The following is a 17,231-nucleotide window of genomic DNA, read 5'->3' as shown; positions in this document are numbered from 1 at the left end:
GGGGGCAACGTGGTTACCCGCTGTCGACGCACCGTACTCTGCCTTTCGCTGCTGGCGCCGCTGTTGCTGGCCAAGCCGGTCCAGGCCGAGCCGCTGGGAAACCTGCAGTCCATCCGCGCGCTGCCCGACGGCACCGGAACCGCATGGACGCTGGCGACCGACAACGGCATGACCGTGCGTGTGGACCTGCTGCGCGAAGACCTGCTGCGCGTGCAGGCGGGGCGTGCCGGCGCGCTGCTGCCGGCGGGCGACAAGGCGGCCCCGATCGTGCTGCCGCAACCCCCCGCCGCAGTGCCCTTCCAGCTGGACGAAGATGCCGCTGAGCTGCGCATCCGTACCGGTGCCCTGGTGCTGCACATCCAGCGCCAGCCGCTGCGGCTGGCATTGGATCGCCGCGACGCCGATGGCGACACCACCCTGTGGCGCGAACTGCAGCCGCTGGACCTGGATACCGCGCAGAGCGTGCAGGTGCTGAGCAGCACGGCCGATGAGCAGTTCGTCGGCGGTGGCCAGCAGAACGGACGCTTCGCCTTCAAGGGGCGCGAGCTGGAGGTGTCCTACTCCGGCGGCTGGGAAGAGGGCGACCGCCCCAACCCTGCACCGATGCTGCTCAGCTCGCGTGGTTGGGGCATGCTGCGCAACACCTGGAGCGATGGCAGCTATGACCTGCGCCAGGCCGACCAGGCCACGCTGCTGCACCGCGAAGACCGCTTCGACGCCTATTACTTCGTCGGCGCCGGCCTGCCCGCCCTGCTGGACCGCTACACCGCATTGACCGGGCGCGCCGCGCTGCTGCCGCGCTGGGCGTTCTCGTACGGTGATGCCGACTGCTACAACGACGGCGACAACATCAAGAAACCCGGCAGCGTGCCCGAAGGCTGGAGCGATGGCCCCACCGGCACCACGCCGGACGTGGTGAACAGCGTGGCGAAGCAGTACCGCGACCACGACATGCCCGGTGGCTGGATCCTGCCCAACGACGGCTACGGCTGCGGCTACAAAGCCCTGCCGGAAACAGTGACGGGCCTGGCCGGCTACGGCTTCAAAACCGGGCTGTGGACCGAGAGCGGGGTGGACAAGATCGCCTGGGAAGTGGGCACCGCCGGCAGCCGCGTGCAGAAGCTGGACGTGGCCTGGACGGGCAAGGGCTACCAGTTCGCGATGGATGCCAACCAGTCCGCCTTCAACGGCATCCTGCACCATTCCGACTCGCGCCCGTTCCTGTGGACGGTGATGGGCTGGGCCGGCATCCAGCGTTATGCGGTGGCCTGGACCGGCGACCAGAGCAGCAGCTGGGATTACATCCGCTGGCACATTCCCACCCTGGTCGGCTCGGGCCTGTCCGGCATGGCCTACGCCAGTGGCGACGTGGATGCGATCTTCGGCGGCAGCGCGGAAACCTTCACCCGCGACCTGCAGTGGAAGAGCTTCACCCCGGTGCTGATGGGCATGTCCGGCTGGTCGGGCAGCGCACGCAAGCACCCGTGGTGGTTCGACGAACCCTACCGCAGCGTCAACCGCGACTACCTCAAGTTGAAGATGCGCATGACCCCGTACATGTACGGGCTGGCGCACGAGGCCGCGACCACCGGCGCGCCGATCCTGCGCGCGCTGATGTGGGACTACCCGCAGGACCCCAACGCGTGGACCGAAACCTACAAGTACCAGTTCCTGCTCGGCCGCGACCTGCTGGTGGCGCCGGTGTACCGCAGCCAGGCCGCGAGCCGTGGCTGGCGCCGTGACATCCATCTGCCGCAGGGGCGCTGGTTCGATTACTGGGATGGCCGCGTGCTGCAGGCCGGTGCCGACGGGCGCCAGCTGGACCGTGCGGTGGATCTGGCCACGATTCCGCTGTTCGTGCGTGCCGGTGCCATCATTCCGATGTATCCGGAGATGCTGTACGACGGCCAGAAGCCGCTCGATGAGGTGACCTTCGATCTGTATCCGCAGGGCAGCTCGCAGTACACGCTGTACGAAGATGACGGCAGCACGCGCCGCTACGAGAAGGGCGAATCCAGCCAGCAGCAGATCAGCGTGCAGGCGCCGGTACAGGGTAGTGGCCCGGTGCAGGTGCGCATCGAGGGAGTGCGCGGGCAGTACCAGGGCCAGCTGGCACAGCGCCGTTATGCGCTGCGCGTGCTGAGCCGGCAGAAGCCGGCGGCGGTCAGCCTGGATGGCCGCGCGCTGCCGCTGCTGGCCGATGCCGCCGCGTGGCAGGCCGCGCCGGAAGGCTGGTACTTCGATGCCAACGAACGCCGCGGCACCGTGCATGTGCGCACCGCGCCCACCGACATCCGCCAGCCGCTGGCATTCCAGCTTGACATCGCGCAGGCCGCCGTCGCCGCCGACGACGTGTTCCCCGCCGCCCCGGTACTGGGGCGCGCGCTGCCCGCCGACAGCCTGCTGGTGGTGAACCGCCCGGCAGAAGAACGCGGCTACGAACTGGAGAAGGCGTTCGACGACGACCCGGCCACCTGGTTCCGCACCGTGCGCAACCAGGCGGTGCGCACCGGCGCGCACGAATGGGTGATCGGCTTCGGCGAACGCCGCCTCATCGACGGCATCGTACTGGCACCGCGCAACGATCCGCATTGGAAGAGCGGGCAGGTCCGTGACTACGAGATCTACCTGGGCGACAGCAATGGCGAGTGGGGCGAGCCGATCAAGCGCGGTCGCCTGACCCTGCAACAGGGCGCGCAGCAGATCGACTTCCCGGCACGCGCCGGCCGCCTGCTGCGCTTCCGCGTGCTCAGCGTGCAGAACCCGGAAGGAGACGGCGCCGCGGGCAGCGATCCCATGGTGACCGCCGCGCAGGGCAACGTCGCACGTGCGGTGGATGCACTGCAGCCGCGCGATGTCGGTCCGATCACCCTGTCCACCTTCCAGATCCTCGAACATCAGGTACCGGAGCGACCGGCGCAGCAGCGCTACCTGTCCGAACTTGCGTTGCCGAACGCCGCCAGCATGCAGGTACGGGCCGATCACGCCTTCCAGGGCGAGCAGCCCATGCGCATGAACGGCCTGCTGTTCCGTCGTGGACTGGGCGTGGGTCCGGCCAGCCGCATCGACCTGCAGCTCAACGGCCAGTGGCGCCTGCTGCGCGCCGACCTTGGCATCGACGACGCCTGCCGCAGCGCGGGTGGCATGCAGTTCCAGGTCTGGGGCGATGGCCACCTGCTGTATGACAGCGGCCTGGTGAAGGCACCGGGTGTGGTCAAGCCCGAACTCGATATCCGCGGCCTGCACACCCTGAGCCTGCGCACGCTCGGTGCGCAGGGCGAACACCCCGCGCAGGTGTGCGGCAACTGGGCCAACGCCGCACTGATCGGACAGGAGGGCGATACCGCCAGCATCGTGTCGCCGTAACCCACCGCATCAGCGCATCCAAGAAAAGGATTCTCCACCGTTTCCCGACTACGGCCTGCCGGCCGTGGTGTGGGGGACTGTTGCCCGAAAAAACCCACCCAAGGCAGCCCCACGCTGCGGAATGTACAAGGAGCCAAAGATGTTGACCGAACGCCATCGCCATCGCCGCATCCCCGCTACACCCTTGTCCGTCGCGCTGGGCCTCGCCCTGGCCGTGACCGGTCCCGCGTTTGCCCAGAACGACGACACCGCCGCCGAAGGCACGCCCAAGGCCAACGCCACCGAACTGTCGCGCGTGCAGGTCACCGGTTCCAACATCCGCCGCAGCGATGTGGAAACCTCCTCGCCGGTGCAGATCATCAGCAAGCAGGACATCGAGAACATGGGCGCGCGCACGCTGCTGCAGGTGCTCGACAACCTGCCTGCTGCCCGCCCGGGCCAGCAGGACTCGCGCTCGCTGTTCACCGGCTCCGACGGTGCCTCGCAGGCCAACCTGCGTGGCCTGGGTGCGCAGGGCACGCTGGTGCTGCTCAATGGGCGTCGTTTGTCGTACTACGGTGCGCCGGCCGGTTTCCAGACCCAGTTCGTCAACATCGACGCCATTCCGGCCGCCGCCATCGAACGCATGGAAGTGCTGACCGACGGTGCCTCGGCGGTGTACGGCACCGACGCAGTGGCGGGCGTGATCAACGTGATCACCAAGCGCTCGTACCAGGGCGCGGAGATCAACGTCACTGCCGACAGGTCCTCGCGCATCGACTCCTATGGCGAACAGCAGGGCAGCATCACCGCCGGCTTCGGCGATCTGGATGAGGACCGCTACAACGTCTACGCCTCGGTGAACCTGTACCGCCGCAACGCGATTCCGATCAGCGACTTCTACGACAAGCGGCCCAGCCAGTTCTACGTCAACAACCCCAATTACATCACCAACTTCCGCCAGGGCGTCGGCAGTCGGCCGGGTGAGTTCAACCCGGGCACCTACTTCGCGTTCGATCCGGTCACCAACGCGCGCCGCCAGGAAGCGGCGCCCGGCTGCACCACTCCCATCACCCAGGCAGCCGGCACGAGCTGCGCGTGGGAACAATGGATGAACCGCGAAGTCGACGCAGGTGCAAAGACCGAGCGCGCCACGGCGTACATCAGCTCGCACTTCCTGATTGGCGACAGCACCGAAGCCTTCGCTGAACTCACCTACACCGATATCGACCTCACCGCGAACGGGGGCACTCCTTCCGCCTACAACACCACGACCGGCAATCCCTCCAGCTGGTACTCGCGCAACACCGGCAACGTGGTCAACCAGTTCCGCACTCCGTATCTGGGACCGAACAACGTCTACAACCTGGCCAGCCCCGAACTGAAGGCGCTCATGGGCGGCGTGGTGGGCCTGAACTACCTGATGCAGGACGTAGGCGATGGCCACTTCGGCCAGCGCAACACCGACCAGAGCTACCGGGTGCTGGCCGGCCTGCGCGGCGCGCTCGGCGACGACTGGAACTGGGAAACCGCGTTCGCCACCGCCGGAAGCCACTCGGTCACCTACCAGACCGTCAACGTGAACCTGGAAGGCTTCGAGCGCGCGTTTGGGCCCTACACCATCGACCCGGGCACGGGGCGGGTGATCATCTCCGACAATCCGGCCTACCAGTTCGGCGCCATCAGTGACGCCAACGCCAAGCTGATCCGCGAGGCATACCCCACCTTCGACATCCAGTCGTGGACGCGCCTGCATACGTTGGACGGCAAGATCGAAGGGCCGCTGTTCAGCATGCCCGCCGGTGATGTGCGCGCCGCCTTCGGCTTCAATGCCACCCGCGAAACCTTCTATACGCCGGGCAACGAAGACGCCGCCAACGGCCTGATCACCCAGCAGGGCGGCTCGTGGTTCGACGGCAAGCGCAATACCTACGCGCTTTTCGCCGAAGCCGTGGCCCCGCTGAGCGACAAGCTGGAACTGGATGCCGCCCTGCGCGTGGACAAGTACCCCAACTTCAGCGCCAACCTGGCCCCGAAGATCGGCCTGAAGTACCAGGTGCTGCCGCAGCTGCTGCTGCGCGGTACCTATTCCGAAGGCTTCCGCGCCCCCAGCCTGGCCGAAGCGGGCACCGGCGGCGTGTTCGCCCAGCTCGGCGGTTTCGAGGATGACATCCGCTGCGATGAAACCAATGCGATCGCCAACCTGCTGCGTCAGTCCAGCCGGCCCGGCGACGTGGACCTGGGCAACTCGCTGCTCAACAGCGACTGCAGTCGCACCGTAGCGCGCATGACCCAGCCCAATCAGGACCTGAAGCCGGAGAAGGCCAAGATCTCCACGCTCGGCTTCGTGTACGAACCGGCCAGCTGGATGTCGATCTCGGCCGATTACTGGTTCATCTACCGCCGCAACGAGATCGCCGCGCCCGACTACAGCAAGGAGCAGGACATCCTGTCGATGACCCGCAACCCGATCAGCGACTCCGATCGGGCAGCCGAGGCTGCGCTTGCGCAGATGTGCGCCGACCCGGCCAGCGGCGTGAGCTGCCCCGGCACGCTGCCGGGCTACAGCGCGGGCAACGTGGCCGCCGTGGTGGGCCAGTACAAGAACCAGGGGCGAACCCTGGTGGACGGCTTCGACATCGACGCGCGCGGCCGCTTCCCGCTGGGTGACTGGGGCGCGCTGAACATCGGCGTGGCCGCCACCATCGCGCGCCGCAAGGAAGCCTATATCGACGACACGGATCGCTGGTACTACGGCAACACCATCGGCTATTACGGCAACCCCCGCATGCGTGCCACGTTCAACGCCGACTGGTCGTACAAGCAGGTGACCACCAGCTTCTTCGTCAACTACGTGGGCGGCACCAAGTGGGCGTGGGACCGTGTGGACGCCGAAGACAACAACCCGGACACCTGCACGGCCGGCTCGCTGCCGGTCAATCCGGCCCAGTGCGACGGCGTACCGTCGTGGTGGACCGCCAATCTCAGCGTGGGCTGGCGCCCGGACGACCACTGGAGCCTGGGCTTCACGGTCAAGAACCTGTTCAACCGTCTGCCGTTCTACGACCCGAACAGTTTCCTGGGTGACTCCAGTGACTATGCCAGCATCTTCGGCCGCAGCTACAGTCTGCAGGTCGGCTACAAGTTCTGATGCTTTCACCGCGCCGGTGCGAGCCGGCGCGGCTCTTGAGGAGGTAACGTTTCATGAAGCGTAGGGAATTCATTGCCGCCGGTGCGGCCTTGGCCGCCACCAGCCTGCTGCCGGAAACCCCCGCCTGGGCGCGCGGGCGCACCCTGCGGCTGGGTCTGATCGGCACCGGCATGCGAGGCCAGGTGCTGCTCAAGGAACTGGTCCGCCGCGACGATGTCGAGGTCATCGCGCTGTGCGACATCGAGCCGATCATGCTCAAGCGCGGGCTGGACATGGTGGCCAAGGCCGGCAAGAAGGCGCCAGTGGCCTACGGGCAGGACGGCGACCGCAATGCGTGGAAGCGCCTGCTTGAGCAGCGTGGCCTGGATGGCGTGATCATCGCCACGCCGTGGGAGTACCACGCCCCGATGGCGATTGCCGCCATGCAGGCCAAGGTCGCGGTCGGCTGTGAAGTGGTGGCCGGCATCACCCTGCAGGACCACTGGGACGTGCTCAAGACCCAGCTTTCCACCGGCACGCCGTACATGCTGCTGGAGAATGTTTGCTACCGCCGCGACGTGATGGCCGCGCTGCAGATGGTGCGCAAGGGTCTGTTCGGCGAACTGGTGCATCTGCAGGCCGGTTATCAGCATGACCTGCGCGGGGTGAAGTTCAACTCCGGCGATCCGTCGCAGCCGTACGACAGCGGCGTGGAGTTCGGCCCCAAGGCCTGGTCCGAGGCGCGCTGGCGCACTCAGCATTCGGTGGACCGCAATGGCGAGCTGTACCCCAGCCACGGCATCGGCCCGTGCGCGATGTACACCGGCATCAACCGCGGCAACCGCTTCACCCATATCAATGCGTTCGCCAGCAAGGCGCGCGGGCTGCACGAGTACACCGTGGCCAAGAGCGGTGGCACCACCCACCCCAACACCCAGGTGAACTTCAAGCTCGGCGACATCGTCACCACCACGCTGGCGTGCGAGAACGGCGAGACCATCCTGCTGCAGCACGACACCTCGCTGCCGCGCCCGTACTCGATGGGCTTCCGCGTACAGGGCACGAAGGGGTTGTGGATGGATGTGAACCAGTCCATCCACATCGAAGGCCGCAGCCCGCCGCACAAATGGGAACCGTTCCAGTCCTACCAGGACCAGTACGAGCACCCGCTGTGGAAGCAGCACGCCGACACCGCCGCCAGCGCGGGCCATGGCGGCATGGACTGGTTCGTGATCCACGCGTTCGTCGAAGCGCTCAAGGCCAAGGCGCCGATGCCGATCGACATCTACGATGCCATCACCTGGAGCGCGATCACCCCGTTGTCGGAGCAGTCCATCGCCAACCGCTTCCAGACCCTGGAGTTCCCCGATTTCACCGCCGGGCTGTGGAAGCAGCGCAAGCCGATCTTTGCGTTCGACGGGACGTATTGACCGTGTTTCGGCCAGCCACGCCCTGCGTGGCTGGCCAGAACGCCACACACCACCCGGTAGAGCCACGCCCTGCGTGGCTCCGCGATGTCTGGCAAACGGGGATGCAAAGATGGTGCGCCCGGAGGGATTCGAACCCCCGACCAATGGCTTCGGAAGCCACTACTCTATCCGGCTGAGCTACGAGCGCATGTTGCAACTGCCGTGCCGCCGGCCAGGCCGGGGCGGGCATCGCAGCGCCATGAGGCGGTGCGGGACGGGCATTCTATCCGTAAACGCGGCGCAGGTCTGCCCCCCGGGGTGAAACGGGCCGTGCGACGCCCGGCGGCGGGCTTGGCGGTATCCTTTACGCATGGCTTATGAACGTTTTGACGCCCCCGCCGGTGCCCCGCCGTCGCGATGGGGCCAGTACTGGAAACTGATGCGCGCCGATCGCCCGATCGGCACCCTGCTGCTGCTGTGGCCGACCTGGTGGGCGTTGTGGCTGGCGTCCGGTGGGCTGCCGCCGCTGTGGACCCTGTTCGTGTTCACGGCCGGCGTCTGGCTGACGCGTTCGGCCGGCTGCGTGATCAACGACTACGCCGACCGCTGGCTGGACCCGCACGTGAAGCGCACCAAGGACCGCCCGCTGGCCAGTGGGCGCGTGTCCGGACGTGAGGCGCTGGTCCTGTTCGCCGGCCTGATGCTGGTGGCATTTGCGTTGGTGCTGACCCTGAACGCGCTGACCATCGGGATGAGCTTCATCGGCATCTTCCTGGCCGCCAGCTACCCCTATCTGAAGCGCTACACCCATCTGCCGCAGGTATACCTGGGCATGGCCTTCGGCTGGGGCATTCCGATGGCGTTCGCCGCCATCCAGGGCGAGGTGCCGGTGATCGGCTGGCTGCTGTATGGCGCCAACATTCTCTGGTCCACCGCCTACGACACCTGGTACGCCATGGTCGATCGCGACGATGACCTCAAGATGGGCTCGCACTCCACTGCGATCCTGTTCGGCGATCTGGATCTGGTCATCCAGGGCATCCTGTATGCGCTGTTCCTCGGCACGATGGCCCTGGTGGGCGTGCGCGGCGAGCTGGGGCTCTACTACTGGCTGGGCGTGGCCGTCGCCGCCGGGCTCATCGCCTATGAATTCTGGATCGCCCGCAAGCGCGAGCGCGATTCGTGCTTCAAGGCGTTCCTGCACAACAACTGGGTGGGCGCGGCCTTGTTCGCGGGCATCGCCGCCGCGCTGTCCGGGGCGACCATGCCCTGAACCTGCACCTGGCAGGCGAGGTGCTCAGTCGGTGGCGGGCCAGTAAGGCGCGCGGGCGAGCACCGCGTCCACCACGGCCTGCAGCTGGGCGTCGTCCAGGCAACTGCCAAACACGCGCTGCAGCTCTTCGCGGACCTCTTCCCTGAACACCTGCGGCAGGCCGGGCAGCACGGTCCGCGCCGCCGCCACCAGCGCATCGATGCGGCTGCCCATCGAGTCGCACAGCGGCGGGGCCAACGCGCCATCGAGCACGCCTTCCAGCAACAGGGTCCCGCGCGAGCGTGGTGGCGCATTCCCGGGGTCGAGAGGAGAGCGCTGCAGTGCTGTCTCCAGCACGGTCAGCGCCTGCAGGCGTGCGTGGGGGTCCGCATGGTCGGCCAGCACCTGGCAGAGCGAACGCCGGCCCTCGTCCACGAACCGTGGCTCCTCACCTGAATCGTCCAGGCGCAGTCGCAGCTGCGTGTAGAGCTGGTTCGCGCGCTGTGCGGCCGGTACTTCGGGCGGTTCGATCGCGCGCAGTACCTGGTAGTCGGCCGCCAGTTCACGCAGCTGCGGTGCCTGTTCACGCGCCCAGTGGCGCACCCGAACGTCTTCGGCCACATAGCGGCCCAGCTCCCGTGCCTCGTGGCTCGCCGCGTCGCGCAGCAGCGAGTACCGGTGCAGCTCTCGGCGGTACTGCGTGCCCAGTGCTGCCGACTGCGCTCCTCTGAAGGCGGCGTTGGAAGAGGTCACCACCTGCAGCCGCTGCCCGAAGGCCGTGACCCGGACGTGCAGCAGGTCGCGCCGACGGCGATGCAGGTCCACATCGCCGCCATGCCGGTTCAACGCCCAGTTGGGGGCGAGGTGGTCGCGGCAGGCATGGAAGTCGTCGCCCATGCCGTCCGGCATCAAGGCGCGCAGACGCTTGTACCGGGCGGACAGGTCGTGCGGGTCCGCCGCCACCGGCAGGGGCAGCCAGGCCGAGAGGGGACCCTCCGGTGCCGATCCCGTGCCGTGCGCAGGCGCATCGTGCAGCTCGATCAACAGGGATGCCTGCTTGTCCGGATGCAGTGAGGTGGTCAGGCTGATCGCGCGCAGGCGCTCGGCACCCGTCAACGCACGGTCGACATACAGCAGGGCCAGCCGCGGGTCCCGCACCGCAGGCAGCGTGCCATAGGTGATGAGCAGCTCCACCTCGGGCGGGGGAGCACTGCAGGCGCGATCTTCCGGCAGGCCGTTTGGATCAAACGCGATGACCTGGACGCGCAGGTTGCCCTCGGCCGCAAACGCGCGCTGGTAGTCCTGGGCCTGTTGCGCATCCGCTGCCAGCAGCATCGCACGCAGGTCGCGTTCGGCCAGGCGGATGACACGATGGAAGTGCTGGCCGATGGCCGCCGCCCTGCAGGGTTCGCGCGCGCCGGCGGCGCGACGTCCGTTGCCAACGGCGATCGAACGGTCGGTCCACACGGGCGCCGCCACGCCATCCTCGACGGCCTGCTGCGGCGGGTACTGGAACAGCAGCGGACCTGGGTCCAGGTCGGCGGCGGGCGCGGTGACAGGTTGTGCGACGAGTGTGAGCCATGTGGCGCCGGGCAGGCAGCGCCGCACGCGACGCAGCGCGACCGGGTCGCTCTCCCACAGGTCGCCGTCCACCAGCAGCACCAGATCGTCGCTGGGCTGCGGTTCGAGGGTGCGGCGCGCCCAGCCGCGCAGGGCACTCAGCGTCAGCTCCAGCGACGCCGGCCCGGCACCGGCAAGGAACCCGTCCAGGCGGGAGCCCGGCAGCGGGTCGCGACGCCTGCGGCGTCGGTCCGGCGCCGCAGGCATGCTGCGCGTGACCGGCAGCAGCACGCGAAGGCCCCGCAGCGACGGGTCGGCGGCTACGGCGCGCAACAGCCAATGGCGGGTCAGCTGGAGGCCTGAGCCGGCCGCCAGGCACAGCTGCCCGCCGCTGCGGCGGCCGTCGGCATCCACCGTGCGCAGCGCCTGCAGTGCCTGCTGCACGGCGAAGAACTGTGCGGACCGGGCAACGTGCCGAACGCCCCCGGTGCCGACGCGCATGAAGCCGCGCAGCAGCTGCAACAGCCGGGCAGGGGCCAGCAGACCGAACAGCAGTTCTGCATGGGCCGAGCGGGGCGGGTGAAGGGGCCCGTCCGCAAAGGGCACCGTTGCGGCGCGCAGCTGCGCCTGCAGGGTCGGATTCCACCCGTGCTCACGCCACCGCACCCACGCATGACGCGACGTGCCGACGGTGGCATAGCGGCCGCCCCGGCGGTCCAGGCTCAACAGCAGCTGTGCCTGCGGGGGAGGCGGAGCGACACTGCCGGAGCGCATCCCACGCCACAGGTGCTCGATACCGTCGGCGGTGGTGCCCCAGCGACCCTGCCGGTCGCGCTCCACGCACGCCAGCACCACCAGCGGCAGGCCATTGACGAAGCCGACCAGTTCGCGGACGTCGGCCGCGCCGCAGAACGGCAGGCCGTGCACGACCTCGGCCACGTCCCAGTGGTTGCGGCCGACATGCTCCCAGTCGAGCAGCTGCACCATCACCGTGGTGAGGGTGCCGTCGGGCAGCGACTGTTCGGAGGGGACGCCTTCCTGCAGCAGGCGGTGAACCGCGTTGCTGGCGCTGCGCCACTCCAGCAGGTGGCAACACGCCTCGACGTGATCGACAATCAGCGCGAGAGAATCGGGCGCCAGCGGCACACGTTCACCGGCCCACTGGAACCGATAGCGCCGCAACCACGGCAGCAGGCGCTTCATGAGGAGGTGGCTGTCGTGCGGGTCGCGCAGCGGGGCCAGCTGATCGCTCGCCAGGTGACTCCATCCCAGGCGTTGCAGCCAGCCGCGCACGGACCGCACCACACCGTCATTCGGGAACGTGGCGCTCATGGACTTGGCGCCGCGGCCAGGAGAAGCGCTGCGCCGTCAGCGCGGTGATGCTGGCCAATGATATGCATGGCAGCAGTGTGTTCGATCACCTGCGCGCCACGCTGTGTGCACCATTCCGATTCCTGCGTTGGCCGGATGCAGTGCGCACAATCTGCTCGATGGCTTCATCAATCTACATAGTCGTAGACGATCGAAGTCTGCGTGACCCGGCATGCCGCACGCCATCACCCTGCCTCGAAGAGTTCACTCGTCAGCGCATCCAGCTCGGCATTCAACGCCTGCTGGATCTCGCCAAGCTCCGCCGTCAATGCGACGCGACGCGCGCGGAGTGCAGCGAGGTCGGTGACATCGCACGAAACCGGCACGGGCTGCACGTAACGCGCAATGCTCAGGTTGGCACCGGATGCCGCAATCTCATCCGCGCTGGCTAGATGCGCCATTCCCGGCACATTGACGCGCTCACCGCAGATGCGGTGCAGATGCGCGGCCGCCGCCGCGTCCAGTCGTGGCCCGCGACCAGCGGGTCTGGCAAGCGCCGCCGCGTCGACAAACAGAACGGCAGCGTCGCGGCGGACCGTGCGCATCACCACCAGTGCGGTGGCCACGGGTGTGCCGGCGAAGAGCCGGTCGGGCAGCCCGATCACCGTCTCCACCAGGTTCGCATCCAGCCACGCCTGGCGGAGGCTCGCCTCCGCACCGTCGCGGAACAGCACGCCGTGTGGCACCACCACGGCCATGCGGCCGTACTGCGGGTCCAGCGTGGCCAGCATGTGCTGGATCAGCGCGGCGTGCGCCCATTGGCGCGGCACGATGGCGTGCATGAAGCGCAGGTAGGGATCACTGAATCCCCGTGTGGGCGACCACTGCAACGACAGCGGCGGGCACGCGAGGGCGACGTGGAAGCGCCGAAGCCGGCCTGCCTCGAGCAACGGCTCATCCAGCGGATCACCGGCACGGAGGTACGGATTCCCCAATCCATGCAGGAGCAGGCGCAGGCGGGCAACGGCGCAGCGCCGGGGGTCGCGCTCCTGCCCGCACAGCAGCTGTTGGCGCGCACCGAGCCGGCTGTGCCCGCCATGGGCGTCGCAGACCCAGCGTGCCGCCGCCAGCAGCAGGCGGCCGTCGTCGCAGGCGGGATCGCATACTGCTTCGTCCCTGCCAGGATCGGTGAGCGCCGTCATCAACCACGCCAGTGCGTCCGGAACCGAAGGCGGCTTGGCTGCGCTCCCCCGACGCGCGGTCGAACGCTCCAGTACCCGGTCAACGGCGTCTCCGATATCGGGCCGGTAGGTCCTCAGCCGCCCACGGAAGTCCAACGCGGGAATGGAGAAGCGGTCGAACAACCGCCTGAGCACCGTATCGCGCTGCTCCGCATCCGCAGGCAGTCCGCTTTCCAGCTGCAAGGCCGGGAACAGGTTGCCCAACCTGGCTGGATTGGCCTGGGCCAGCAGGCGCAGCGCGGCCATGAGCCGCGGCGCATTGCCCGGTGAGTAGCGCTGCTGGAACAGGCGTTCAAAGCGCGCCTCACCAGGCGCCTCCAGTCTGGGCACGGTGCGCACCGTGCCAGGTTGTTCACTGTGCACGGGAAGCGGATCCGGATCGGCCGTATCGCTGGCGATCTTCAGCAGCAGCAAGGCGAGCAGCAGGTGGGTGGCGGTCTCTTCGTTACCCGCGCCTTCGAGCGCGTCGCGTGCGGAGGTCAGTGCGGCGAGCGTGGCAGGCACGCCGCGCAGGGGAGTGCGGCTCATGTGGTTCTCCTTCAGAGCAGGCGTGCGGCGACGGCCGCGATTTCCTGGCGTCGCGCGGCGATGAGTGCCTCGAAGCGGCAGCACTCCACCTGCGCGGCACGTGCGATGGCGACGATGCGCCGTTGCTGGGCCAGTGGCGGCAACCGTAGTGGCAGTTGCTCCACCGCCGCCTTGCGCAGGCTCTTCTGGCGCGATCCGGCGGACTGCCGGCGCAGGTGTTCCTGTGCCGGTGACTGATTGAGCTGCCAGGCCAGGAAGGCGGGCAGCACCGCGTCGTGGGCGGTGACCCGGACCACGTACAGGTGCGGGCTGCACACCGTGTCTGGTGGCGGTGCACACAGCAGTGCGGCCACCGGCTGGTTGCCGCGCGCGGTGAGCAGTACGTCCTCATCCCGCACCCACTCCGGCACCTTGCGTGGGCGCAGACGGGTACGCAGCAGTGCGTCCGCATCGTGCACGCCGCAGGCGGTCACGTTCTTCAGCTGGATCACCCGCACCGGTCCATCGGCAACGTCGACGATCGCGCCCCGGAAGGGGTGGCCTTGGCGCACGCTGGCAACGTCGGCCAGTCGCAGAATCGGATGCAAGGTGTTCATGGGTTCCAACCATGCGTGGCGCAGGATGGAGCGTCAATGGGGCGCTCCGCACCATTCGGAATGGTGCACAACGTCCCCGGAAACTGGAACGGATCACTGGATTCCTGAAAGGTTGCGTATCTCGGGATTGATCGCTGCAGAGCGTCGATCAATCGGGATTCATCGCGTGCGCAGAATGCAGTCGCTCCGGCCTGCGTAGACATCCGTGTTCAGGGTGATGACTGCGCTGGCTGCCGGCGAACGTCATCAGGGAATGACATCACGGCATAAGCATGCCGGGATCGCACGGAGGCCATTGAAAACGCAGCCGTTGCGGATTCCGTACCGGGCGGAATTGACGAATTCGTATGGATATTGCCACGCGGTCTTAACCCTGCGCTGCACACGATTGTGCCGACCGCGGCATTCCGCACGCGGCATCCGGAGACCCGACATGGCCCAGCAGCGCAATCAGAGTTCGCAGAACCAGCGTGGTGAGCAGCAGGAACGCGGACGCGAACAGCAGCAACAGCAGCAGGAACAGCAGCGCAACCAGAATCAGCAGCAGGGCTGGCAGGACGAGGAAGAGTGACGGCGGGCGGCACTGATCCTCATTGAAGGCCCCGCGTCGGCGGGGCCTTCATCGTTCCGCCGCCGCCATCAACTCATCTTCATACGCCGAGAAGCGCTGCAGGTCGAAGGTATCCAACCGCATCGCCTGCGCCGCAGTAGAGAACGCAAGTGTCGCCAACACCCGCTCCGGGTGTTGCGCCCACGGCGGCACGTAACGGGGAGCGGCGATGAGTCCGCTTTCCCTGTACGGTGCGAGCGTCACCAGGTCGCCGAGGTCTACCCGCCCGCAGAACATCAGGCGCAGCGTATCGCCGCGATTCTCATGCAGGGCGCGCTTGATGAAGGCGGTGACCAGCAGCAGCCCCTCCAGGTACGCCCCGTCCTTGGTGAAGCACACCCGGCCGCGCACGTCGCCACCGCGGAAGATGCGGGCCGCGCTGCGGTAGCTGTCCACCTCTGATTGCCCGGCCGCCAGGAATGCGCGGAACACCTCGATGAAGTCCGCGCCTTCCAGCGCTTCCTGCAGCCGTACCACGCGCAGCGCCAACCGCCGCAGCCGGTTGATGTCCATGGCCCCGGTGATGATTTCCGAGAACGTCGCCAGCCCTTCCTGCGTGCGCGTGGTCCGCGGTGCGCCGGCGCCCAGGCAGCGCAGCCACGGCTGGTGCTTGCCATTGAGCAGCGTGGCGGAGTGGATGAAGGCCTCGTGCTCGACCAGCTGGTCCAGGTCCAAGGTCGAGAACAGGGCATCGGCGCGCAGGCGGATGACCTTGCTGCCAGCGGCGGCCTTGGAGGCCAGCTCCGTATCCAGGACCACCTTGACCGGGTCATCGGTGAAGAACGGCTCGATCCGTTGGCGCAACAGCACGGAGAAGTCCGGGGCAGGGATGTCGTACTGGATGCGGGGCACGTACTGCGAGCCGATCAGCTGATCGGTGATGGCCAGCATCTGCGCCGCCGACTGCGCGGTGGTGGTGGCCTGCGAGCGGTACTGCGTGGCGGGCTGGCCGTACAGCAGGGTGGAGCACTCGGTGAAACGCGGGGTACCCAGGTTGGCCAGCATGATGGCGGCCACGCGGTAACTCCAGGCGGTGCGGAACAGCCAGTCGCCCACCGGATGGCCCCGGTCCACGTGCTGCAGGATGTTGTCCAGCGCGCCGATGGTGTCGGCGTGGTCCACCGGTTGGGTCGGCGGGGCGGGCATCTGCGGTTTGCCGGCGCGCCAGGCGTCCAGGAAGCGGGTCTCCAGCTCGATGGGCCACGCCAGCCCGGACAGCACGCGGATCCTGCTGCCCAGCTTGGCCAGCCGGGCATCCACCTCCAGCAGCGGGGCAAGCGCAGGGTCCGCCTGGGTGGGGTCGGGGCTGGGCGGGGAGGTCAGCGGTTCCATGGCGGTACCTTGGGGAGAGCCACTCCGGCACTGTGGTCCCGGCCGCTTACCCGGACAACGGTCCTTCTACGTGTTCCGGGCCAGAAAATGTACTGGCCGCGCTCACCCGCCACGCCTGTTCAGTGTGCTGCAGTACGTGTTGCGGACTATCCCGGAGTCACCACGATGCCGCGATGTCAAAAGCCTGACATCGACCGTCGGGGAGAAGGAAAGGGTCGCCCCTATAATGTGATGTAGTTCCCATCTACAGCGTGCTGGCCATCACGCATGACGCGAATGGCCGGGTGCGTGCCCGGCATGTGAACGCCATGGCGTTGGCGCGCCGCTATGCTACGCGCCCCGGCGTAGTGTGATCCGCGCCACGACACGAATCAGGAGGATCCGTTGTCCCATCATCGTTCCATGACGCTGCTCGCCCTGTCGCTGAGCGTTCTGCTGGCCGCGTGCAAGCCCGACGCCGCCCCGACCGCCCCGATCGATGCCGCCGCACCCGTGGCCGCTGCGCCGGTTGCCGCGCCTGCCGCCACCGCGCCGGCAGCCCCGGCCACCACCGCCGACGCAGCCAGCACCTGCGCCTACGCCGACTTCGACACGTTCCTGCCGCATTTCGGCCGCGAGATCGCCCTGCAGGAAACGTCGGTCGCCGACCCACTGCTGAGCGAGCGCTACGACACCGAGGCGCAGGATGAGCCGACGCTGGTCAGCGAGAAGGTCCCCCTCAGCGAGGTCACCTGGCCGGTCATGCCCAACCCCTCCGGCCTGAAGGGCATGGGCCGCGAGATGCAGGTAAGCAAGGAGAACGACGGCAGCATGAAGGTGCTGATCCGCACTCCGGACACCAGCAACCAGCAGTCGTACTATTTCGCCCAGCGCCCGTGTTGGCAGCTGGTGCGCATGGTCGACGAGTCGATCTGAGG

Annotated in this window: 10 protein-coding genes and 1 tRNA gene; 6 read left to right on the top strand and 5 right to left on the bottom strand. The window is 67.8% G+C overall.

Annotated elements, in window-relative coordinates; all coding sequences use genetic code 11:
• Nucleotides 1-9: 9 nt before the first annotated feature.
• From AC3ITN_RS18425 to AC3ITN_RS18415, 3 genes are all read left to right on the top strand, one after another.
• Nucleotides 10-3,366 (top strand): TIM-barrel domain-containing protein, encoded by a 3,357-nt coding sequence (locus AC3ITN_RS18425; protein WP_489391452.1) that lies wholly within the window; start codon nt 10-12, stop codon nt 3,364-3,366.
• Nucleotides 3,367-3,505: 139 nt separating this feature from the next.
• Nucleotides 3,506-6,496: a TonB-dependent receptor domain-containing protein gene (locus tag AC3ITN_RS18420; protein ID WP_489391451.1), complete on the top strand. Its 2,991-nt coding sequence runs from the start codon at nt 3,506-3,508 to the stop codon at nt 6,494-6,496.
• Nucleotides 6,497-6,549: 53 nt separating this feature from the next.
• Nucleotides 6,550-7,905 (top strand): Gfo/Idh/MocA family protein, encoded by a 1,356-nt coding sequence (locus tag AC3ITN_RS18415; RefSeq protein ID WP_489391450.1) that lies wholly within the window; start codon nt 6,550-6,552, stop codon nt 7,903-7,905.
• 110 nt (nt 7,906-8,015) lie between these two features.
• Here AC3ITN_RS18415 and AC3ITN_RS18410 read toward each other — a convergent pair.
• Nucleotides 8,016-8,092 (bottom strand) — tRNA-Arg (locus tag AC3ITN_RS18410).
• A gap of 162 nt (nt 8,093-8,254) precedes the next feature.
• Between AC3ITN_RS18410 and ubiA the strand changes: the two genes are divergently transcribed.
• Nucleotides 8,255-9,157 carry a 4-hydroxybenzoate octaprenyltransferase gene (gene ubiA, locus AC3ITN_RS18405; RefSeq protein WP_489391449.1) on the top strand — a complete coding sequence of 301 codons (903 nt, stop codon included), beginning with the start codon at nt 8,255-8,257 and terminating at the stop codon, nt 9,155-9,157.
• A gap of 24 nt (nt 9,158-9,181) precedes the next feature.
• Here ubiA and AC3ITN_RS18400 read toward each other — a convergent pair whose 3' ends face one another.
• From AC3ITN_RS18400 to AC3ITN_RS18390, 3 genes are all read right to left on the bottom strand, one after another.
• Complete coding sequence (locus AC3ITN_RS18400; RefSeq protein ID WP_489391448.1) at nt 9,182-12,028, bottom strand: type I restriction endonuclease; 2,847 nt, start codon at nt 12,026-12,028, stop codon at nt 9,182-9,184.
• A gap of 224 nt (nt 12,029-12,252) precedes the next feature.
• Nucleotides 12,253-13,776, bottom strand: coding sequence for an N-6 DNA methylase (locus AC3ITN_RS18395; RefSeq protein ID WP_489391447.1), 1,524 nt, complete (start codon nt 13,774-13,776; stop codon nt 12,253-12,255).
• 11 nt (nt 13,777-13,787) lie between these two features.
• Nucleotides 13,788-14,372, bottom strand: coding sequence for a restriction endonuclease subunit S (locus tag AC3ITN_RS18390; protein WP_489391446.1), 585 nt, complete (start codon nt 14,370-14,372; stop codon nt 13,788-13,790).
• 433 nt (nt 14,373-14,805) lie between these two features.
• Here AC3ITN_RS18390 and AC3ITN_RS18385 point away from each other — a divergent pair, with 433 nt between their 5' ends.
• A complete protein-coding gene (locus AC3ITN_RS18385) occupies nt 14,806-14,943 on the top strand; it encodes a hypothetical protein (RefSeq protein ID WP_489391445.1) in 138 nt (45 codons plus the stop codon).
• Between the two features lie 48 nt (nt 14,944-14,991).
• Here AC3ITN_RS18385 and AC3ITN_RS18380 read toward each other — a convergent pair whose 3' ends face one another.
• Entirely contained in the window at nt 14,992-16,314 is a 1,323-nt protein-coding gene (locus AC3ITN_RS18380; RefSeq protein ID WP_489391444.1) for a peptidase MATCAP family protein, read from the bottom strand.
• 402 nt (nt 16,315-16,716) lie between these two features.
• On the opposite strand from AC3ITN_RS18380, the gene AC3ITN_RS18375 reads away from it, so the two are divergent.
• Nucleotides 16,717-17,229: a hypothetical protein gene (locus AC3ITN_RS18375; RefSeq protein WP_489391443.1), complete on the top strand. Its 513-nt coding sequence runs from the start codon at nt 16,717-16,719 to the stop codon at nt 17,227-17,229.
• The last annotated feature ends 2 nt before the right edge of the window (nt 17,230-17,231 follow it).

This window comes from Stenotrophomonas sp. KH_036_B (assembly GCF_057839485.1).
This window is presented reverse-complemented; position numbering and strand designations above follow the sequence as displayed.

Bases quoted from the DNA above. Each gene is read 5' to 3' on its own strand.
- AC3ITN_RS18420 (WP_489391451.1), top strand. From the start codon at position 3,506: ATGTTGACCGAACGCCATCGCCATCGCCGCATCCCCGCTACACCCTTG.
- AC3ITN_RS18415 (WP_489391450.1), top strand. From the start codon at position 6,550: ATGAAGCGTAGGGAATTCATTGCCGCCGGTGCGGCCTTGGCCGCCACC.
- ubiA (WP_489391449.1), top strand. From the start codon at position 8,255: ATGGCTTATGAACGTTTTGACGCCCCCGCCGGTGCCCCGCCGTCGCGA.
- AC3ITN_RS18400 (WP_489391448.1), bottom strand. From the start codon at position 12,028: ATGAGCGCCACGTTCCCGAATGACGGTGTGGTGCGGTCCGTGCGCGGC.
- AC3ITN_RS18395 (WP_489391447.1), bottom strand. From the start codon at position 13,776: ATGAGCCGCACTCCCCTGCGCGGCGTGCCTGCCACGCTCGCCGCACTG.
- AC3ITN_RS18390 (WP_489391446.1), bottom strand. From the start codon at position 14,372: ATGAACACCTTGCATCCGATTCTGCGACTGGCCGACGTTGCCAGCGTG.
- AC3ITN_RS18385 (WP_489391445.1), top strand. From the start codon at position 14,806: ATGGCCCAGCAGCGCAATCAGAGTTCGCAGAACCAGCGTGGTGAGCAG.
- AC3ITN_RS18380 (WP_489391444.1), bottom strand. From the start codon at position 16,314: ATGGAACCGCTGACCTCCCCGCCCAGCCCCGACCCCACCCAGGCGGAC.
- AC3ITN_RS18375 (WP_489391443.1), top strand. From the start codon at position 16,717: ATGACGCTGCTCGCCCTGTCGCTGAGCGTTCTGCTGGCCGCGTGCAAG.